This window comes from Haemophilus parainfluenzae, from assembly GCF_900450995.1.
Lineage (GTDB): Bacteria > Pseudomonadota > Gammaproteobacteria > Enterobacterales > Pasteurellaceae > Haemophilus_D > Haemophilus_D parainfluenzae_O.
This window is the reverse complement of the sequence record NZ_UGHY01000002.1, coordinates 231432-253712: the sequence shown is the minus strand read 5'-3', so window position 1 is coordinate 253712 and position 22281 is coordinate 231432. Positions and strand designations below refer to the sequence as shown.

12 protein-coding genes, 1 tRNA gene, 1 pseudogene and 1 riboswitch are annotated in these 22281 nt (G+C 40.0%); of the genes and pseudogenes, 8 read left to right on the top strand and 6 right to left on the bottom strand.

The window, feature by feature from the left end; genetic code table 11:
• Positions 1–66: 66 nt before the first annotated feature.
• Entirely contained in the window at positions 67–723 is a 657-nt protein-coding gene (gene folE, locus DX522_RS01255) for a GTP cyclohydrolase I FolE (RefSeq protein ID WP_115179538.1), read from the top strand.
• Between the two features lie 41 nt (positions 724–764).
• On the opposite strand, the gene aroA is transcribed toward folE, so the two are convergent.
• The 3 genes from aroA to DX522_RS01240 form a co-directional block, all read right to left on the bottom strand.
• Positions 765–2063, bottom strand: coding sequence for a 3-phosphoshikimate 1-carboxyvinyltransferase (gene aroA / locus DX522_RS01250; protein WP_115179537.1), 1299 nt, complete (start codon positions 2061–2063; stop codon positions 765–767).
• Positions 2063–2899, bottom strand: a complete 837-nt coding sequence (gene purU, locus DX522_RS01245) for a formyltetrahydrofolate deformylase (protein ID WP_115179536.1) — start codon at positions 2897–2899, stop codon at positions 2063–2065. Before purU ends, aroA begins: the two co-directional genes overlap by 1 nt.
• A gap of 71 nt (positions 2900–2970) precedes the next feature.
• Positions 2971–3375, bottom strand: coding sequence for an H-NS family nucleoid-associated regulatory protein (locus DX522_RS01240; protein WP_115179535.1), 405 nt, complete (start codon positions 3373–3375; stop codon positions 2971–2973).
• Between the two features lie 295 nt (positions 3376–3670).
• A riboswitch (Lysine riboswitch) is annotated at positions 3671–3848 on the top strand.
• A gap of 60 nt (positions 3849–3908) precedes the next feature.
• Here DX522_RS01240 and DX522_RS01235 point away from each other — a divergent pair.
• Positions 3909–5429, top strand: coding sequence for a Na+/H+ antiporter NhaC family protein (locus DX522_RS01235; protein ID WP_115179534.1), 1521 nt, complete (start codon positions 3909–3911; stop codon positions 5427–5429).
• A 62-nt stretch (positions 5430–5491) separates the two neighbouring features.
• On the opposite strand, the gene cls is transcribed toward DX522_RS01235, so the two are convergent.
• Positions 5492–6952 (bottom strand): cardiolipin synthase, encoded by a 1461-nt coding sequence (gene cls, locus DX522_RS01230; protein ID WP_115179533.1) that lies wholly within the window; start codon positions 6950–6952, stop codon positions 5492–5494.
• A gap of 18 nt (positions 6953–6970) precedes the next feature.
• On the opposite strand from cls, the gene DX522_RS01225 reads away from it, so the two are divergent.
• The gene (locus tag DX522_RS01225) at positions 6971–7636 is read left to right on the top strand and encodes a TIGR01621 family pseudouridine synthase (RefSeq protein ID WP_115179532.1); all 666 of its coding nucleotides are present in this window, start codon (positions 6971–6973) and stop codon (positions 7634–7636) included.
• A gap of 23 nt (positions 7637–7659) precedes the next feature.
• Here DX522_RS01225 and DX522_RS01220 read toward each other — a convergent pair whose 3' ends face one another.
• Positions 7660–8970: a cation:proton antiporter gene (locus tag DX522_RS01220; protein WP_115179531.1), complete on the bottom strand. Its 1311-nt coding sequence runs from the start codon at positions 8968–8970 to the stop codon at positions 7660–7662.
• Between the two features lie 232 nt (positions 8971–9202).
• On the opposite strand from DX522_RS01220, the gene xthA reads away from it, so the two are divergent.
• Positions 9203–10006 (top strand): exodeoxyribonuclease III, encoded by an 804-nt coding sequence (gene xthA / locus DX522_RS01215; protein ID WP_115179530.1) that lies wholly within the window; start codon positions 9203–9205, stop codon positions 10004–10006.
• A gap of 9 nt (positions 10007–10015) precedes the next feature.
• Positions 10016–10789, top strand: a complete 774-nt coding sequence (locus tag DX522_RS01210) for a TIGR01619 family protein (RefSeq protein ID WP_115179529.1) — start codon at positions 10016–10018, stop codon at positions 10787–10789.
• 132 nt (positions 10790–10921) lie between these two features.
• On the opposite strand, the gene DX522_RS01205 is transcribed toward DX522_RS01210, so the two are convergent.
• Positions 10922–10997 (bottom strand) — tRNA-Asn (locus DX522_RS01205).
• Positions 10998–11293: 296 nt separating this feature from the next.
• On the opposite strand from DX522_RS01205, the gene DX522_RS11605 reads away from it, so the two are divergent.
• The 3 genes and pseudogenes from DX522_RS11605 (at position 11294) to uvrB (ending at position 22213) form a co-directional block, all read left to right on the top strand.
• On the top strand, positions 11294–18532 hold the full coding sequence (locus DX522_RS11605; RefSeq protein WP_262054135.1) for an ESPR-type extended signal peptide-containing protein: 7239 nt from the start codon (positions 11294–11296) through the stop codon (positions 18530–18532).
• Between the two features lie 121 nt (positions 18533–18653).
• Positions 18654–19790 carry a DUF2827 family protein gene (locus DX522_RS01180; protein WP_115179528.1) on the top strand — a complete coding sequence of 379 codons (1137 nt, stop codon included), beginning with the start codon at positions 18654–18656 and terminating at the stop codon, positions 19788–19790.
• 387 nt (positions 19791–20177) lie between these two features.
• A pseudogene (gene uvrB, locus DX522_RS01175) lies at positions 20178–22213 on the top strand (excinuclease ABC subunit UvrB).
• The last annotated feature ends 68 nt before the right edge of the window (positions 22214–22281 follow it).

Sequence of the window (22281 nt, the reverse complement as noted above, 5' to 3'; positions counted from 1 at the left end):
TCGCATTTTACGAATAATTCATCTTTTGCTAAAATGCCGCATTATTTTTTTATAAATGGAAAGTGAATGAACGCGATTTCACCTGATGCGGAAAATGTCCGCCTAGCCTTGGTAGCCAAAGGCATCGAAACCCCGATGATTGATCCAACACAATGTAAAGATGAGCGCCGTGCATCGATTGCTTTGCATATGCGTGAAGTGATGAAATTGATTGGATTAGATCTGCATGATGATAGTTTAGAAGAAACCCCAAATCGCCTCGCAAAAATGTTTATTGATGAAATTTTCAGTGGAATGGATTATGCCAATTTCCCGAAAATGACAAAAATCAAAAATCAAATGAAAGTGAGTGAAATGGTGCAAGTGAATGACATCACGTTGACCAGTACTTGTGAACATCATTTTGTGACGATTGATGGTAATGTTGCCGTGGCATATTATCCAAAAGATTGGGTGATTGGCTTGTCTAAAATCAATCGCATTGTGGCGTTTTTTGCGCAACGCCCACAAGTGCAAGAGCGTTTAACTGAGCAGCTTTTAACGGCATTTCAAACTATTTTAGAAACCGATGATGTGGCAGTTTATGTGAAAGCGACACATTTCTGTGTGAAAGCTCGCGGAGTAAAAGATACTCACAGTTATACTGTGACATCAGCCTATGGCGGGGTCTTTTTAGAAGATCGCGAAACTCGCAAAGAATTTTTATCTTCGATTCAGAAATAACGAAAAAAGCACCGAATACTCGGTGCTTTTTTTATGTGTTTTTAGCTTCGAACACTTAATTTCTCAAATTCATCGAAGAATGTTGGGAAGGTTTTAGCTGTACATTTTGGATCTAAAATCGTGACGGGGGTACCCGATAAAGCAATCAACGCAAAGCACATTGCCATACGGTGATCATTATAGGTCTCAATTTCGGCATGCTTAAATTGAGAGAGAGTAAGTGGTTGAATACGAATAAAATCCTCGCCTTCTTCAACTTCTGCACCGACTTTTCGTAACTCAGCAGCCATTGCAGCAAGGCGATCAGTTTCTTTCACACGCCAGTTATAAATATTGCGAATAACGGTTTCACCCTTGGCAAATAAGGCGGTTGTCGCAATCGTCATGGCTGCATCAGGAATGTGGTTCATATCCATATCAATGCCATGGAGCTCAGCTTGTTCTGCTTGAATAAAATCTTCACCCCAAGTGATTTTGGCTCCCATTTTTTCTAGCACGTCAGCAAATAGGCGGTCGCCTTGAATGGAATGTTTGCCAATTCCCGTCACTTTTACGTTGCCTTTAATCGCGGCAGCGGCAAGGAAATAAGAGGCAGATGAGGCATCACCTTCTACCATATATTTACCTGGTGAGAAATAGGACTGGTTACCTTTCACTTTAAACACTTGATAATGTTGATTTTCAACTGAAATACCAAAATCTTTCATCATCGCGAGGGTAATATCAATATAAGGTTTTGAAACTAAATCCCCCACAATATGGATATCTAAATCGCCTTCAGCAAGAGGTGCAGCCATTAAAAGTGCGGTCAAAAATTGAGAAGAAATTGAACCATCAATTTTTACTACGCCACCTTTAATCCCTCGATTGCGAATCGCAAGCGGTGGGTAACCGTCATTTTCTAAATAACGAACATTGGCACCCGCTTGAAGAAGCGCATCCACCAAATGTTTGATTGGACGCTCCTTCATACGTTGCTCACCAGTCAAAATGACTTCGCCTTCAGTGTTACCTTTTAAACAAAGCGCAGCCGTTAAAGGTCGCATGGCTGTGCCGGCATTACCTAGAAACAGTGATAAACCATTTTCAACTTGAAATGCGCCACCTAAGCCTTCAACTTCACAGCAAGTTTTGTCTTCGGATAGTTGGTAATTCACCCCTAAAGCTTTAAGGGCGTTTAGCATATGACGAATGTCATCACTGTCTAACAAGTTAGTGACCGTTGTGGTGCCTTTAGCTAATGCGGCTAATAATAATGCACGGTTTGATAAACTTTTCGAGCCTGGTAAGTTGATCTCACCTTCAATACGAGAAATTGGCTTTAAAGTGATTGCTTTCATTACAAGACCACCGTTTTGTTTTTATAGACAAAAATACGATCATGTAAGGCAAGATCAAGCGCACGGCTTAATACTGTTTTTTCCACATCACGGCCTGCACGCATCATGGCATCGGCAGAGTAAGTGTGATCCACGTTAATCACGTTTTGCATAATGATCGGACCTTGATCTAATTCATTATTAATAAAGTGAGCCGTTGCACCAATAATTTTTACCCCACGTTCATAGGCTTGTTGATAAGGTTTTGCCCCAATAAATGCGGGTAAGAATGAATGGTGAATATTAATCACACGATTTGGATAACGAGCGACAAATTCTGGATTTAATACACGCATATATTTAGCTAAAACAATATAATCAGGTGCATATTCATCAATTTTTTTAGCGAGTAATTTATCGTGTTCCACACGAGTGAGCCCTTCATGACTGACACAATGGAATGGAATATCAAAGCGTTCAACTAATTCGCGTAAATTATCGTGATTTCCAATTACTGCCGCAATTTCTACATCTAATGCACCGTAGTAATTTTTCATTAAAATATCACCTAAACAGTGTGCTTCTTTGGTCACTAAAATTACGATACGTTTACGTTTAGTGCTGATTAGGCGGCAATTTGTCCCCGCCGGCAAACTATAATTTAAGTCAGCTAATAAGGTTTCTTCATTAAAAATGCCTTCCAATTCGGTACGCATAAAGAAATGCTTCGTTTCGAAATCAACGAACTCATTATTATGAAGGATATTTAATTGATGTTTGTAACAAATATTGGTGATTTTGGCGATTAAGCCTTTATCATCAGGACAGTCGGTTAGTAATATTTTCTTTTCTAACATAATGAATATTTTGCAAGATAAATAAAAAAAGAGAACCCATAAAAATGGGTTCTACATAGTTGATAATGAAATTAGATTTCGAAAGAAGTTAAAGAGGCACCTTTATCTAAGGCCTTTTGAATCACACGAGGTGTACGACCTTGGCCAGTCCATGTTCTTTCTTGACCCGTTTCATCAGTATATTTGTATTTTGCTGGACGAGGTTCACGTTTTTTACGAATTGAAGAAGGCGCAGCACCAATAATTGCAGTTAATTCTTCTGCCGTGATGCCTTCTTGTTTTATTAATTCTTTATATTTTGCGATACGTGCGCGACGTTCTTGTTCTGCTTGTTCAATTTCCGCGGCTTGAGCACGTTTTTCTTCAACTGCAGCTTGTAATTTTAAAAGTGAGCTTTCGGCTTGTTCTAATGCTAAATCACGTATAGCAGCACGTAAACTACGAAGGTTCGTTAAACCTTTTGTTAATTCGTTCATAAATAACCTCTAAATGATGCGTGAATATTTAATTTATCTATGTTCAGTATAATAACGAAAAGTAGATGTTAGGTAAATATTAAATTTTGCAATTAAAACTCAAAATTAATTGGTCAGACTTCATTATTACAACAATGAATATATCTTACCTTGTAATTGATTACGTATTGTAAAAATAGTTCATAAAATGTTAGCAATAAGTATAACTTTTCTGAAAAAGAAAGGAAAAGTTATCTTAGATGATCAGATTTTATTGGTAATTTTATTCATTTTAATGTAATCTTTCACCATCCTATACAACAGTAGAGGTGCGGTCATTATAAGTATTTTCCTAGAGTGGATAGCGTTGAAGGGAAAGGAAAGGAATGATTGCCGAAATCGAATAGGCGTCATCTTATTCGGTTGGTCACGTCTTCGAAAGGAACGTGACTGTCATAGTTTTTGTGTATTAACTATGGAGCGCTACGGTTCGGTCTGGTCATAATTGTGTCTTTTCTTGCCGTTGTCTCCATTAAATTATTAGGTATAACTTAATGGAACTAGTCGATTATTCTTCATCTATTTATTCAATTATCCCCGCATTACTTGCGATTATTTTAGCAATTGCAACTCGTCGGGTTCTAGTGTCCCTAAGTGCAGGGATTGTTATTGGTGCATTAATGTTGGTTAATTTTAACCCATTGAATGCATTCATATATCTAAAAGATAATGTTATTGCATTAGTTTATAGTAGCGAAGAAGGCATGAATTCAAATATGAATATCGTGTTTTTCTTAGTTTTGCTTGGCGTATTGACCGCTCTTTTAACTGTGTCAGGCAGCAACCGTGCGTTTGCTGAATGGGCACAAAATAAAATTAAAGGTCGTCGTGGTGCGAAATTATTAGCGGCATCTTTAGTGTTTGTGACATTTATCGATGATTACTTCCACAGTCTTGCGGTGGGTGCAATTGCACGTCCAGTGACCGATCGTTTCAAAGTGTCTCGTGCAAAATTAGCGTACATTCTTGATTCTACTGCTGCACCAATGTGTGTCATGATGCCAGTATCAAGCTGGGGTGCATATATTATTACTCTTGTGGCCGGTCTATTGGCGACTTACTCTATTACCTCTTATACCCCAATGGGTGCATTCGTTGCAATGAGCTCAATGAACTACTATGCGATTTTCTCATTATTAATGGTGTTCTTTGTTGCTTATTTCTCATTTGATATTGCATCAATGGCCCGTCATGAAAAATTAGCCATGGAACGTGATTATAAAGAGGAAGTCATTGAAGGTGTAAAAGGTAAAGTTCGTAATTTAATTTTACCGATTGTAGTTTTAATTGTCGTTACTGTGTTTATGATGATTCATACGGGTAGTGAAGCCTTAGCCGCAGATGGAAAAGCATTTAGTCTCTTAGGTGCATTTGAAAATACAACCGTCGGTATTTCGCTTGTGATTGGGGGGGCAAGTGCGGTTGCAATGTCAACATTATTGATTATTCTTGAGCGTCAGGTTTCTTTACAAGAATACGGAAAAGCGTGGATTGCGGGTATTAAATCTATGTTAGGTGCAATTGCAATCTTATTCTTTGCTTGGACAATTAATAAAGTGGTAGGTGATGCACAAACCGGTAAATATTTATCCTCTTTAGTGAGTGGCAGTATTCCAGTTCAATTTTTACCTGTAATTTTATTTATCCTTGGTTCAGCAATGGCATTCTCAACGGGGACAAGTTGGGGGACATTCGGGATTATGTTACCAATCGCTACAGCAATGGCGACCAATTCTGCTCCAGAGTTATTACTTCCTTGTCTATCTGCAGTCATGGCTGGCGCGGTATGTGGTGACCATTGTTCACCGGTTTCTGATACAACAATTTTGTCATCAACTGGCGCAAAATGTAACCACATGGATCACGTCACCACACAGTTGCCTTATGCGGCAACAGTCGCCACGGCAAGTGCAGTAGGATACATTGTGGTTGGTTTTACAGAATCTGGTTTAGCTGGATTTGTGACAACTGCGGTTGTTTTAGTGGCTTTAGTGTTTATCGTGAAAAAACGTTAATCGATAAGTGAAATAAGAGAGGGCGTATCACATGATACGCCCTTTTTGTATCGATTATAAAATTATAATAATGGACTAAACAAGAAAAATAGCCGTTCGATAATTAGATGATAGAAAGGTCGATTGAGCCATTCTTGCATATTGAGTTCAGATGAATTCGCTAAATAATTTTCGTGGAGTGTTGCAATTTCATTCGCAAAATTACGATCTTCTACAGCAATAGTGATTTCAAAGTTAAGCAAGAAGCTGCGTAAATCCATATTTACTGTGCCAACAAGTGCAAGTTTATTGTCAATCAATATACTTTTTGTATGTAGAAGTCCCGCTTCAAAATGATAAATTTTAACACCGGCTTCGAGTAAATCATCAAAGAATGTTCGACTTGCCCAACGAACCATCAAGGAATCGTTGTTTTTAGGTAAAATGAGCGTGATATCAACGCCACGGAATGCGGCAATACGCAATGCTTCAGCAATATTGTGACTTGGTACAAAATAAGGTGAAGTAATCACAATACTTTCTCTTGCTGCATAAATGACTGTTGCAAGAGACTGCGCAATTAAATCATCTGGGAACGCGGGACCACTCGCAATCACTTGTACAGAGTGGGTGTCATTATCGTCAATTTCCACAAGTGGGCAATTGGGTAATAAAAGGGGTAATTCTTCAGTAGTTTCAATTTCCCAGTCCCAAGCATGTAGACTATTTAAAATTGGCGAAACAGGACCGTTGATTCGCACCATCACATCTATCCAATTACCAACATTGCTTTTTTGTTTAAAGAAATTCGGATCCACCATATTCATACTGCCAGTGTAAGCAATTTGGTTGTCAATCACGATAATTTTACGGTGTTGGCGTAAATCAATTCGGTTGAAGAACATTCGGAATAAATTTACGTGTAGCGCCTCAGTAATTTCAATGCCTCTTTCTCGCATTTCTTTACAAATAGGGCTTTTCAAAAAAGCATTACTGCCAACGTAATCGAGTAAAAGACAAACTTTTACTCCACGTTGTACAGCTTCCTCTAAGGCTTGTTTAACTTCATTAATCAGACCATCATTGCTCCAAATATAGAACACCATATTAATAGAGTGATGTGCTTGTTGAATATCACTAATGATGCTTTGAATAATGGTTTCCGGTGTATCGAGAATATGTAATTCATTTCCTCGGATATTTGGAATACCTAAGCGTTGGTGGACTAATTTAAATAGGGCTCGATAACGAGGATCTTGGGAATGTGTAACCAGATCTTTTTGTTCTGAAAGTTGCTGAAGCCATTGCATATATTTAGGTTTTAATAATTGAAATACTTTGGCTCGTCGAGCTCCGAGTTTAATCTCTCCAAAAATTAAATAAGCAATGATGCCAATTAGTGGTACAAGGTAGATAATCATCAGCCATGACAACGTAGCTGAAACCGCTTGTTTTTTGACGAGCAAACGTAATGTGACAGAAATAACAGCTACCCAAATTAACACGGGAATAATATAAACCAGTATAATATGTTCAAAACTCATTAATTTTTAACCGCACTTATGAAATTAGACATTGTTTATCAGACCGATGATTTTATCATTATTTACAAGCCTTGTGGGTTGAGTGTACATAAAGATCAAAGCGAAATTGGTTTAACCACTTTAGTTGCTAAGCAGCTTGGTGTGCCACAGGTATGGCTTGTACATCGGTTAGATAAAGTGACATCAGGTTTACTCATTTTGGCATTGAATGCCGAAAGTGCGGCTGAATTTTTCCGACTTTTTTCTGAACATCATATTCAAAAGACTTATCTTGCACTCAGTAATCAAAAGCCAAAAAAGAAGCAAGGATTGATCGTCGGCGATATGCAAAAGGCTCGTAATGGGGCTTGGAAACTTTGCCAATCGAAAGAAAATCCCGCAATTACGCGTTTTGAAAGTGTGAGTTGTGAGCCTAATTTACGATTATTTATCTTAAAGCCACAAACCGGTAAAACCCATCAATTGCGTGTGGCGATGAAAAGCTTAGGGAGTCCGATTTTAGGCGATACGCTTTATGGTAAAAACACTGAAAATATTGACCGCACTTATTTGCACGCTGCAAGATTGCAATTTGAATTTAAAGGTCAGGCATTTGATGTGTTTACTTTTCCTAAAGAAGGGGAGTGGTGGCATCTTGACGGTGTCATGTCTCAGATTCAAAAAATTTGGCTCAGCAAATGCTGAGCCAAAGAAATAAACTTTATGGATTATTTTGCTAATCCGATACCTGTATAGCCTCGTTCACGCATGGTTGCTTCTTTTGATTTACGAATTAGGGTCTCAATTGTTATGCCTTGCACGAGAATTGAGAATGCCACTACTGCATACGTCATGCCTAAAATAAGATCGCGAACATCCATTTCTAATCCTTCAATATAAAATTGACCACTTGGAATAGAAAGTGCCATAGCCAGCGCTAATCCACCTCGCAATGCGCCCCAAGTGAGTACTTTCATGGTGTAAGGGTTGTATTTACGGTAGCGTTTCATGACTTGGAATGGCAACCAAACACTTGCATAGCGGCAGATTAAACAAACCGGAATAGCGAGGAAAATTAAGATTAAACCTTGCCAAGACACATGAATCAATAAAATCGCTAAGCCTATCAATATGAAGAGTAAGGAATTGAGGAAGTGATCAATCATTTCCCAAAAGTGATCTAAATAGCGTTGGCTTTGTCGAGAAAATCCAGTGTATCTCGTCCAGTTCCCGATTAAAATCCCTGCAACAACCATAGCTAATGCACCTGAGACGTGCAAGAGATTAGCAAGCATAAAGCCCGCGGTTGGTACGATTAAGGTTAAGAGAATTTCTAATGAACCATCATCGGTAGCTGAAATCAAATAATGGGCGAATAGGCCTAAAACCAATCCAAATGCAATTCCACCTAAAGCTTCTTTAAAAAATAAATGGAGAATACTGCTTGCTGTGGGCTCATGTCCGCCAAATGCGACGGCAAAAACCGTGGTGAAAATGACCAAACCAATCCCATCATTAAAAAGTGATTCACCTTCTACTTGCATAGATAGGCGTTTTGGTGCTTTTAAGTTTTTGATAATAGCGAGTACGGCAATCGGGTCATCAGGCGATATTAGTGCGCCAAATAAGATGCAGTAAATTAAATCAATATGCCATCCGAAAAGTAAGGCAATGCCATAAAGTAGAAAACCAATAAAGAAAGTAGAGGCAAGTGTTGAGAACAGGGCGAAAGTGGTAATTTCCCATTTTTGATTATTTAATACAGGAAGTTTAATCCCTAAGGCTCCAGCAAAGAGTAAAAAACCTAAAATTCCATTTAATAAGAAATCTTTAAAATCAATACGTTCAATAACACGAGTTGCAATATCATCTAAATTAAACCAGTTGAAATAACCTAGCAAAACGAGAAACAGTGATCCTGCCATGGAAGTGGCTGTGATAGCGATCGTATATTGGATATTATCATTCAGTTTACGGGTGATAAAACTAATAAGAATGGCTATTGTGGTAAGGAAACACAAGTAAGTATAAGTATTCATAAAATGATCCGAGTGAGTAATAAAAACATTGTAAGTATAAGTAAGTTACTTTTATTTATAAAGTGCATTTCTAGGAAAAATTTTAATGAGAAAAAAGGATAAAATTTATTTGATTGCAACTGAAGAGTAATTACATTAATAGGCGTAACTTCTTCCGTTACAAGAGGAAAAGTGCGGTTAAGATTTCAATTATTTTGTATAATAGACTCAATTTTTTACATTAGGAACAAAAATGAAATTTATCTCTTTTAATATTAATGGTTTACGTGCTCGCCCTCATCAACTTGAAGCAATTATTGAAAAATACCAACCGGATGTGATTGGTTTACAAGAAATCAAAGTAGCGGATGAGGATTTTCCTTATGCAATTACTGATAATTTGGGTTACCACGTTTTTCACCATGGGCAAAAAGGTCATTATGGTGTCGCCTTGTTAACGAAACAAGAACCGAAAGTCGTGCGTCTAGGTTTCCCAACAGATAATGAAGATGCGCAAAAACGTATTATTATGGTGGATTTAGAAACACCATTTGGTTTATTAACGGTAATTAATGGCTATTTCCCACAAGGCGAAAGCCGTTCACATGAAACTAAGTTTCCGGCAAAAGAAAAATTTTATGCGGATCTTCAACGCTATTTAGAGCAAGATCACGATAAGGCCAATCCAGTTTTAATTATGGGTGATATGAATATCAGTCCAAGTGATTTAGATATTGGTATTGGCGATGAAAACCGCAAACGTTGGTTGCGTACTGGCAAATGCTCATTCTTACCAGAAGAGCGTGAATGGTATCAACGCTTATATGATTATGGATTGGAAGACACGTTCCGCAAATTAAACCCAACAGTCAATGACAAGTTCTCGTGGTTTGATTATCGCTCAAAAGGTTTTGATGACAACCGTGGATTACGTATCGATCATATTTTAGTTAATCATCAATTAGCAGAGCGTTGCGTTGATGTCGGTATTGCATTGGATATTCGTGCGATGGAAAAACCGTCAGATCACGCACCAATCTGGGCAGAGTTTAAATAGGAAAGCAGCATGGATATGGCAAATTGGCAGAATTACCGTTCACAAGTGAATGGCATGCCTGCCGTGTTTACCGCAAATATTGAAGATTTAGATGTTTACCATGGTAAACATCTCAGTAAGGTTGTGCAATTTACCGTGCCTTATCTGGGAGATGAGGATGGTTTACCGAATGAAGACGAATATGAAAAATTGATTAATCGCCTTTTTAAAATCCTTGCACAATTGACCGCACTTCCAAATGTATTCTTTGCAGGGCATTTTATTTGCAACCATCAGGCAAAAATGCATTTCTATTGTGAACACGATGCTTTGCTCAAAGAAACTCTTCAACAACTCGATTTTGTTTCAGAGATCAATGTGCAGGATGATCCCAATTGGGATACTTATTTCGATTTCTTATTGGCTTCACCATTGGAAATGAAATTAAATGCGACAGAAGAGATTTTGAGTATGCTAAATAGCAAGGGGCGCAATTTAAGCGATAGTTATTTGATTGAGCATACTTTTCATTTTGACGAAGAAGAAAAAATGTTCCCCTTCATGGATGAATTAACACTTGGAAAAGTATCTTTTAACACCCTTAAATATTCTAGCCAAGCGGTTCAAACAGAAGAAGATGAATATCCTTATTTCATGGTGAAATTGGAACAAGAGCTTCAATTAGATAGTAATGAGATTTTCGAATGGGTAGAGCGCTTTGAAAAGTTAGCTACAGAGTTTTCCGGTGATTATATTGGCTGGGAATGTGATAATTTAATCGATGACCGGTCATCATTAAATTAGCCTGACAATTCATTAAATAATCATTGATTAGATAAAAATAAAGCCCATCAACATGATGGGCTTAAATTCTTTTGGCTACTAATTTAGAATTCGTAAAAGGAGACAAACGAAAGCTAAACCAAAAGAGAAATTTGGCTCCTCCTGCGGGACTCGAACCTGCGACATATGGATTAACAGTCCACCGTTCTACCGACTGAACTAAGGAGGAATAAATTTGGTATCACAAAGAATAGGCGCGCATTTTAATTATCCTGAAATACCTTGTCAAGAAAAAATCTATATTTTTTAGCAAGTAATACATCAAATCATTGTAATGATAAACACTCACACATATCCCCTTTATTGATCCTATAACTCTTTACAATTCTTTACAAAAAAACAATATTCTTATTTTTACTTTTATGGCAAAATGCTCCGATTTTGTTTTAAATTTAGCCTTGTTAAAACAAAATAAAAATAATTCAGTAACCCACAAATAAATTTCAACAACTTAAAGATCACCCTATGAACAACATTTTTAAAATTATTTGGAACAAAACCACTCAACGTATAGAAGTTGTATCAGAATTGGCAAAAGGTGCTGTAAAAGCATCTTCTGGCAGCCATCAATTTAAATCTATAGCAATTAAATCGACATTAAAGCTATCATTACTATCCCTTTGCTTGGGATTCACAAACGAAGCGATGGCTTTAGCAAATATTGATGGAAAAACAACCTTTCACGCACCTCAAGGCGGAGTGCTTAAACAAAACGGAAATGGTAAATATGCTGTAGGCGTGTACGACAAAGAGTCGGGCTCGTTCGCTTTTGGCTATGCACAAGCAGGACATAAAGATCCAACACCTAATGAACCAGAGGCTGTGGGAAATAAACAGTTGGCAATAGGTAATGACAATCTTACATCATCAGGCCATAGTTCTATCGCGATAGGTTCTAATGTTGGTGACAACCTTGCACCGAATGACGGAACAAAATTCCGTAAAGGTGGTGCCCAAGGTATGTATACTGTGGCTATCGGTGCAGGAATGCAGGCAATTGGTCGTAATGTTGTTGCGATAGGACGAGAATCAGGTAATGGTGGGGCATATAATGGCTATGATGATGCTGTTTATCTTGGATCATATTCACGAATTAACCCGAAGGGGCAAGGTCAAGCTGACAATATAAATACGTCAGCTCTTGAAAATACATATACTACCGCTGTAACAAATTATAACGGACAAAACAATGAAACAAATCTCAATGCTATTATTAACGCAGGTAGAGCAATCAACAATGTTGCATTAAATAAAGTAGATAAAATGACTATAAAGTATAATGTCAATGAAAATAGTCAATTAAATACGAAAGAACAGGATATAAAGCCTGTAAATGCATCAGAAGATAAAACAACAGTTTCCATCCTCTCTATAGGAGGAGAAAATGGCGATAACAAAATGTATCGCCAAATCCAAAACGTGGCTGCAGGTCGTATGTCAGCTGATAGTTTCGATGCGGTAAATGGTTCACAACTTTACTATGTGAGAAATTATACCGGTTGGAATATTGGCCACAACTCAAATAATCAAGATACAGTAACAGGCCGCGTGAATAACGATCACACTGTTATTTTTAAAGCAAAGGATAATTATGTAAACGTATCAACGACTTTAGACTCCACGAATAAAAGTACCGTTAACATTGGCGTAAACACCAGTGATATTAGTGTAACTAAAAATAACGAACAACGCATTACAGCTGTAGCAGTCAATAATCCAACAAATACAGTTGCAACAAATACAGTTGCAACAGCTACAAGTGTAAAAACAGCATTAGATACATTCAATGAAGTTAAAGCTGATAAAGTAGATATCATGGGATATTCGCATGTTAATTCCAATGGAAATACTAGAAATGAAGCGTTATTAAAAGCTGATGGTACTAAAGCAACATTCAATTATGAAGGACGAAATAATAGTAGCATCACCAATGCATCGGATGGTCAAACAAAAGACAATAATGGTAAATATGCCGAAGCAAGTGGGGCACAAGCAGATCGCTCTATAGCTTCGGGTGTCTATGCAAATGCTTTTGCTAAAGATTCTATTGCGATTGGTACTGGAGCAAACGTTAATAACTATTGGGGAAGCCAATTTAGTGAATCAATTAATGGAATTGCCATTGGTAAGCTTGCTCAAGTTGAGGGTTCAGCTGGCGCAATTGCTTTTGGTGCAGGCAGTACTATTCTTCGTAATCTGTCATACAATGTGGGTTCTGCAAATGCTATTGCGATTGGTAATAATAGCAAAATTACAGCTGCAAGCGGTGCAATTGCGATTGGTAACGACACCAATATTACTGCAATAGATACAGGTGTTGGTAATGGCGCAGTGAATGCAATTGCTATTGGTAATGGTGCAACAGTTGAACGCAGAAATTCCATTGCTTTAGGTCAGGGTACGAAAGCGAGCGCTGAAAGTTCAATTGCTTTAGGTAACGCAACAAAGGTAAGCGGTACAAATACGGTTGCTATTGGTACAAGTGTTACTGCAACAAAAGAAAATACCGTTGCTATTGGTACAAATGTTACTGCAGCAAAAGAAAATTCTGTTGTTATTGGTCAAAATGCAAGCGCAACGATGGAAAGGGTTGTCGCCATTGGTGCTTACGCAAAAGCAGATGGGGATAGAACAGTTGCAATTGGCCCGGAAGCGACAGCCGGTGCCTCAAGATCCATTGTAATTGGTGGCTTGGGCGATGATGCAAAAGATAATCAAGCAAAATCGGAAAGTGGTGCAACTCAAGCTATTGTAATTGGTAATGGTGCGCAAGCGAAAGCAGCTGCAAGTTATTCTATTACTTTAGGTAATAGTGCTAAAACAGAGGCTGCTACAGGGATTAGCATTGGTGATCGTGCTAAGGTTGCCTCTGGCGCAACTTCTGGTATTGCCTTGGGTAAAAGTGCAGTTGCCAATAAATCTGGCGATATTGCTATTGGCGAATCTTCAAGTACATCGGATAAACATACTGTAAGTGGCCTCGCAATTGGTAACACAACCTTATCTACAGGCGTTGCCGCAACCGATGGTGGCACTGTAAGTTTTGGTAATAACACTATTAAACGCCAGATCCAAAATGTTGGAGCTGGTGAGATCTCTGAGACATCTAGTGATGTAGTTACTGGTTCACAACTTTACTATGTAATCAAAGCTGCCGATGAAATTGCTAAAACGGAATATAACTTCCAAGTAAATGGCACAAATATTAAAACCATGCGTAACAATGGCACATCAACAGCTAATAATGCTAATAATGTGCTTAATTTCAAAGCTGGCGATGGGTTAGATGTTACACATGAAGGTAATGCAGTAATTTACAAATTAAATGCTGAATCCAAGAAATCTATTTCTGATGCTAAAGCAGCAGCAAAAACAGTAAGTGACAAACTAGTTGAGATCAATAAGTCAGTTGAACGAGCAGAAACAGCTGCAACATCTGCTACAACTGCCGCAACTAACGCAGCAAGCTCAGCAACGGAAGCAGGTAAATCAGCAACCTCTGCCGCAAGCTCAGCAACGGAAGCAGGTAAATCAGCAACTTCTGCAGCAAGCTCAGCGACTGAAGCAGGTAAATCAGCAACCTCTGCAGCAAGCTCAGCAACTGAAGCAGGTAAATCAGCCCAATCAGCTGCAAGCTCAGCGACTGAAGCAGGTAAATCAGCAACCTCTGCAGTAAGCTCAGCAACTGAAGCAGGTAAATCAGCAACTTCTGCAGCAAGCTCAGCGACTGCCGCTGATAAATCAGCCCAATCAGCTGCAAGCTCAGCGACTGCCGCTGATAAATCAGCCCAATCAGCTGCAAGCTCAGCGACTGAAGCAGGTAAATCAGCAACTTCTGCAGCAAGCTCAGCGACTGAAGCAGGTAAATCAGCAACCTCTGCAGCCAGCTCAGCAACTGAAGCAGGTAAATCAGCAACTTCTGCAGCAAGCTCAGCAACTGAAGCAGGTAAATCAGCAACCTCTGCAGCAAGCTCAGCAACTGAAGCAGGTAAATCAGCAACCTCTGCAGCAAGCTCAGCAACTGAAGCAGGTAAATCAGCAACTTCTGCAGCAAGCTCAGCGACTGCCGCTGATAAATCAGCCCAATCAGCTGCAAGCTCAGCAACTGAAGCAGGTAAATCAGCAACCTCTGCAGCAAGCTCAGCAACTGAAGCAGGTAAATCAGCAACTTCTGCAGCAAGCTCAGCGACTGCCGCTGATAAATCAGCCCAATCAGCTGCAAGCTCAGCGACTGCTGCAGATAAATCAGCCCAATCAGCTGCAAGCTCAGCGACTGCTGCAGACAAGTCAGCCCAATCAGCTGCAAGCTCAGCGACTGAAGCAGGTAAATCAGCAACCTCTGCAGCAAGCTCAGCAACTGAAGCAGGTAAATCAGCCCAATCAGCTGCAAGCTCAGCGACTGCCGCTGATAAATCAGCCCAATCAGCTGCAAGCTCAGCGACTGAAGCAGGTAAATCAGCAACTTCTGCAGCAAGCTCAGCGACTGAAGCAGGTAAATCAGCAACCTCTGCAGCAAGCTCAGCGACTGCCGCTGATAAATCAGCCCAATCAGCTGCAAGCTCAGCAACTGAAGCAGGTAAATCAGCAACTTCTGCAGCAAGCTCAGCAACTGAAGCAGGTAAATCAGCAACTTCTGCAGCAAGCTCAGCGACTGCCGCTGATAAATCAGCCCAATCAGCTGCAAGCTCAGCGACTGCCGCTGATAAATCAGCCCAATCAGCTGCAAGCTCAGCGACTGAAGCAGGTAAATCAGCAACCTCTGCAGCAAGCTCAGCAACTGAAGCAGGTAAATCAGCAACCTCTGCAGCAAGCTCAGCAACTGAAGCAGGTAAATCAGCAACTTCTGCAGCAAGCTCAGCGACTGCCGCTGATAAATCAGCCCAATCAGCTGCAAGCTCAGCGACTGCTGCAGATAAATCAGCCCAATCAGCTGCAAGCTCAGCGACTGCTGCAGACAAGTCAGCCCAATCAGCTGCAAGCTCAGCGACTGAAGCAGGTAAATCAGCAACCTCTGCAGCAAGCTCAGCAACTGAAGCAGGTAAATCAGCAACTTCTGCAGCAAGCTCAGCGACTGCCGCTGATAAATCAGCCCAATCAGCTGCAAGCTCAGCGACTGAAGCAGGTAAATCAGCAACTTCTGCAGCAAGCTCAGCGACTGAAGCAGGTAAATCAGCAACCTCTGCAGCAAGCTCAGCGACTGCCGCTGATAAATCAGCCCAATCAGCTGCAAGCTCAGCAACTGAAGCAGGTAAATCAGCAACTTCTGCAGCAAGCTCAGCAACTGAAGCAGGTAAATCAGCAACTTCTGCAGCAAGCTCAGCGACTGCCGCTGATAAATCAGCCCAATCAGCTGCAAGCTCAGCGACTGCCGCTGATAAATCAGCCCAATCAGCTGCAAGCTCAGCGACTGAAGCAGGTAAATCAGCAACCTCTGCAGCAAGCTCAGCGACTGCCGCTGATAAATCAGCCCAATCAGCTGCAAGCTCAGCGACTGAAGCAGGTAAATCAGCAACTTCTGCAGCAAGCTCAGCAACTGAAGCAGGTAAATCAGCAACTTCTGCAGCAAGCTCAGCGACTGCCGCTGATAAATCAGCCCAATCAGCTGCAAGCTCAGCAACTGAAGCAGGTAAATCAGCAACTTCTGCAGCAAGCTCAGCAACTGAAGCAGGTAAATCAGCAACTTCTGCAGCAAGCTCAGCGACTGAAGCAGGTAAATCAGCAACCTCTGCAGCAAGCTCAGCGACTGAAGCAGGTAAATCAGCAACCTCTGCAGCCAGCTCAGCAACTGAAGCAGGTAAATCAGCAACTTCTGCAGCAAGCTCAGCGACTGCCGCTGATAAATCAGCCCAATCAGCTGCAAGCTCAGCGACTGAAGCAGGTAAATCAGCAACTTCTGCAGCAAGCTCAGCAACTGAAGCAGGTAAATCAGCAACTTCTGCAGCAAGCTCAGCAACTGAAGCAGGTAAATCAGCAACCTCTGCAGCAAGCTCAGCAACTGAAGCAGGTAAATCAGCAACTTCTGCAGCAAGCTCAGCGACTGCCGCTGATAAATCAGCCCAATCAGCTGCAAGCTCAGCAACTGAAGCAGGTAAATCAGCAACCTCTGCAGCAAGCTCAGCAACTGAAGCAGGTAAATCAGCAACCTCTGCAGCAAGCTCAGCAACTGAAGCAGGTAAATCAGCAACTTCTGCAGCAAGCTCAGCGACTGCCGCTGATAAATCAGCCCAATCAGCTGCAAGCTCAGCGACTGAAGCAGGTAAATCAGCAACTTCTGCAGCAAGCTCAGCGACTGCCGCTGATAAATCAGCCCAATCAGCTGCAAGCTCAGCGACTGAAGCAGGTAAATCAGCAACTTCTGCAGCAAGCTCAGCGACTGCCGCTGATAAATCAGCCCAATCAGCTGCAAGCTCAGCAACTGAAGCAGGTAAATCAGCAACTTCTGCAGCAAGCTCAGCGACTGCCGCTGATAAATCAGCCCAATCAGCTGCAAGCTCAGCGACTGAAGCAGGTAAATCAGCAACCTCTGCAGCAAGCTCAGCAACTGAAGCAGGTAAATCAGCAACTTCTGCAGCAAGTTCAGCGACTGAAGCAGGTAAATCAGCAACTTCTGCAGCAAGCTCAGCGACTGCCGCTGATAAATCAGCCCAATCAGCTGCAAGCTCAGCGACTGAAGCAGGTAAATCAGCAACCTCTGCAGCAAGCTCAGCAACTGAAGCAGGTAAATCAGCAACCTCTGCAGCAAGCTCAGCGACTGCCGCTGATAAATCAGCCCAATCAGCTGCAAGCTCAGCGACTGAAGCAGGTAAATCAGCAACCTCTGCAGCCAGCTCAGCAACTGAAGCAGGTAAATCAGCAACTTCTGCAGCCAGCTCAGCAACTGAAGCTGGTAAATCTGCAACCTCTGCAGCCAGCTCAGCAACTGAAGCAGGTAAATCTGCAACCTCTGCAGCCAGCTCAGCAACTGAAGCAGGTAAATCAGCCCAATCAGCTGCAAGCTCAGCGATTGCTGCAGATAAATCAGCCCAATCAGCTGCTAGCACAGCACAGCGTATTGAAGATTCAGGTTTAATTAGCCGAGATGGAAAAACAGCCTTTGCTGCAGATAACTCCAGCAATCGTGATAGTGCTAAAGCAAAAGGCAAGGATGCAACGGCAATGGGATACGGTTCAAATGCAAGTGGTGAAAACACAACAGCTTTAGGAAATAATTCTCAAGCATCCGCGAAGAATGCGACAGCAATTGGTCAAGGAGCAAAAGCGAAAGCAGAAAATGCAGTTGCAATTGGACAAGGATCTGTAGCGAACGAAAAAGATACTGTATCGGTAGGTAATGATGGTTCAAATGGTCAACCTATTGTAAACCGCCGTATTACTAACGTTGCAACACCTATTCATAATACAGATGCAGTAAACAAACAGTATGTTGATAACTCAGTAAATTCAGTTCGTAATGAATTGAAACAAACTGATAAGAAACTTCGTGGAGGCATTGCCGGTGCTGTTGCAATGGCTAATATCCCTACTGCAAATCGTGCTGGAGGCACAATGATTGGGCTGGGTGTTGGCAACTTTAAAGGACAAAATGCAATTGCTGTCGGTATTAGTAGATCAAGTGATAATAATCGAATTCACTTCAAGGCTAGCGGCTCTGCAAACAGTGCTGGAGATTACGCCGTTGGTGGTGGAATTGGCTATCAATGGTAATCTATACTAAATCATAATGAGAAAATCACTCAGGGAAACCTGAGTGATTTTATTGTATATGTCTAATATAAATAATCTTAATATCTTGTAATAGTTGTAGTAAATTAAGGTAGGATATATCATGAAAAAGTATAAAATTGGAATCACTTTTAATTTAGAAGGTAATGTTACGGATATCTGGGCAAATGGTGCAAATCAGAATGTCATCCATCTTTGTCACTTATTTCAACACTCAGAGCTTATTGATGAAGTGGTTTTAGTTTCCTGGGGGCCTGAAAAACGTACTTCCCCTCCTGAAGGATTCATGCTTAACGAAATGAATCTCAAATTTGCCTATATCGAAGATGTTATTGAAAGTCTTGATTTACTAATTGAAGGAACTTTGATCATTGAACCACATCAAGTAACTCGCATGCATGAACATGGAGGTAAAGTAGTTAGCTACAAAATGGGAAATGATTTTATTATGGATATAGAAAATTTCTTATTTGATAAAAAGGCTGGGAGAGTATTTAATGGAACAACATTCGATGCGGTATGGATGATCCCACAACATGAAAATACTTGTAAATCTTATTTCTCAATCATGAATCGTTGCCCATCTTATGTTGTCCCTCCCATTTGGTCGCCAGTCTTTTGTGATCAAGTCATTAAGCGTATTAAAGAACAACATAATTTAGATTTTGGGTATAAACCTAATTCAGATAAAAAGGCAAAGCGTATAGCATCTTTTGAAGCAAATATTAATGTAGTTAAAAATAGCTTTACACCTATTTTGATTGCAGAACAAGCCTACCGCGAACAGCCAAATAAAATTCAACATGTTTATATGTGTAATACCTATGATAAAAAAGATAATCCAACCTTCTTTAACTTTATTGGCCGAACAAATTTGGTCAACGACGGAGTCATGACTGTAGAAGGTCGTTATCAAATGCCTGATTTTTTAACACGTTATGTAGATATAGTGTTAAGTCATCAATGGGAAAATGGCTTAAATTATGCTTATAATGATGCATTATACGGAGGATATCCATTTATTCATAACTCAAAACTAATTCCTAAAGGTGTTGGATATTATTATGACCAATTTGATGCTTTTGAAGGTGCAAAAGTATTACTGGATGTAATCGATAATCATGATAAACATCATGAAGAATATGTTAAACGTGCAAATGAATATTTAGATTCTCAGCTGCCAACTAATCCAGTTAATATTTATATGTATGAGAAAGAGCTTAAGCGGCTATTTTCTTAATCTATTTTATGAAAATCCTCTTTGAAATTAGATCAAAGAGGATTTTTTTATTATTATCCTATTTTATTACTATCAAACGTCTACTTTTTCTATCCACAGAGCCTGTGGATAACTTTGTGGATTGTTTTTGTTTAAAATGGTCAACCACTGATGCAGACTGGCTTTGTCTCAAATTGTTCATCTATTAGTCATTTGGTGATATTTATTTAAATATCAATATGTTACACAAAGTCCAGCAAAAAAAATAAAATATTTTTAAATTTTGAAGTGTTTAAGACTTGACACGCCTAAGTGTGTGTAAAACTTGGATTTTTATCGCTCAATTTGGAGTAATAAATGTGCTAAAATAGTCACAGTTCTAAAACAGTTAAAAAATTGACCGCACTTATGGCAGAGAAAATTAATACTAAGCCTTTTATCCTTCATTCCGATTTTAAACCTTCCGGTGATCAACCCCAAGCAATCGAAAAATTAGTCGAAAATTTAGAGGATGGTTTGGCTCATCAAACCCTTCTCGGGTAACGGGATCGGGTAAAACCTTTACCATTGCAAATGTTATAGCAACGTTAAATCGCCCAGCGATGTTACTTGCCCCAAATAAAACCCTCGCTGCTCAGCTTTATGCGGAAATGAAAGCGTTTTTTCCTGAAAATGCAGTGGAATATTTCGTTTCATATTATGATTATTATCAGCCAGAAGCTTATGTACCAAGTAGTGATACCTTTATCGAGAAAGATGCTTCGATTAATGATCAGATTGAACAGATGCGTCTTTCGGCTACGAAGTCGTTCTTAGAGCGTCGAGATACTATTGTAGTGGCGTCCGTATCAGCGATTTATGGTTTGGGTGATCCAGATAGCTATTTGCAGATGATGTTGCACTTACAACAAGGTGCAATTATCGATCAACGTCAGATTTTAGCGAAGTTAGCGGAATTACAATATACAAGAAATGATCAAGCCTTTCAGCGTGGTACATTCCGTGTGCGTGGCGAGGTGATTGATATTTTCCCTGCGGAATCTGACGATAGAGCGGTACGAATTGAGTTATTTGATGATGAAATTGAACGTTTAAGTTTATTTGATCCTTTAACGGGCACAAGTTTTGGCGCTGTTCCACGTTTTACGGTGTATCCGAAAACCCACTATGTAACGCCAAGAGAGCGTATTTTAGATGCCATTGAAAAAATCAAAGCGGAGCTTGTGCAACGCCGTGAATATTTCATCAAAGAACATAAGCTGTTGGAAGAGCAGCGTATTACTCAACGTACACAATTTGATATTGAGATGATGAATGAGCTCGGTTATTGTTCAGGAATCGAAAACTATTCACGTTACCTTTCTGGCAGAAATGAAGGTGAACCACCTCCGACATTATTTGATTATATGCCGTCTGATGCGATTTTGATTATTGATGAATCACACGTGACTGTGCCGCAAATTGGTGGAATGTATCGTGGCGACCGTTCACGTAAAGAAACCTTAGTCGAATATGGTTTCCGTTTACCGTCCGCATTAGATAACCGTCCGTTACGCTTTGAAGAGTTTGAGCGTTTAGCGCCGCAGACCATTTACGTTTCTGCGACACCAGGGCCTTATGAGTTGGAAAAATCGGGCAGTGAAATTGTCGATCAGGTGGTACGTCCAACAGGCTTACTTGATCCGCAAATTGAAATTCGTCCAGTATCCATTCAAGTAGATGATTTACTGTCAGAAGCACGCCAAAGAGCAGACAAAAATGAGCGTGTTTTAGTGACGACGCTAACGAAGAAAATGGCGGAAGATTTAACGGATTACTTAGACGAACACGGCATTCGTGTGCGTTATTTGCATTCAGATATTGATACAGTTGAGCGTGTAGAAATTATTCGTGATTTACGTTTAGGTGAATTCGATGTGTTGGTCGGCATCAACTTATTACGTGAGGGGCTAGATATTCCAGAGGTTTCTCTTGTTGCGATTTTAGATGCGGATAAAGAAGGTTTCTTACGTTCTGAACGATCTTTAATCCAAACCATCGGTCGTGCTGCTCGAAACTTAAATGGTAAAGCGATTTTGTATGCTGATAGTATTACTAAATCTATGGAAAAAGCCATTACCGAAACGAATCGCCGTCGTGAAAAACAAATGAAATACAATGAAGAGCATGGTATTGTTCCACAGGCATTGAATAAGAAAGTCGGCGAATTATTAGATATTGGTCAAGGTGCAAATCAAAAAGCGAAATCGAAACAGCGTGGAAAAACGGCAGCTGAACCGACCGCACTTTACAATGCACCTAAATCAGCCAAAGAATTCCAACAACAAATTAAGAAATTGGAACAACAAATGTATAAATTTGCTCAAGATCTTGAGTTTGAAAAAGCCGCTGCAGTACGCGATCAACTTCATCAATTGAGAGAGCAGTTTATGATATCGGAATAAAGGAAAAGAGCGATCAAATTGATCTGCACCCCAAAAGTTGGACTCAACAAACCAACAATTGAGGTGCA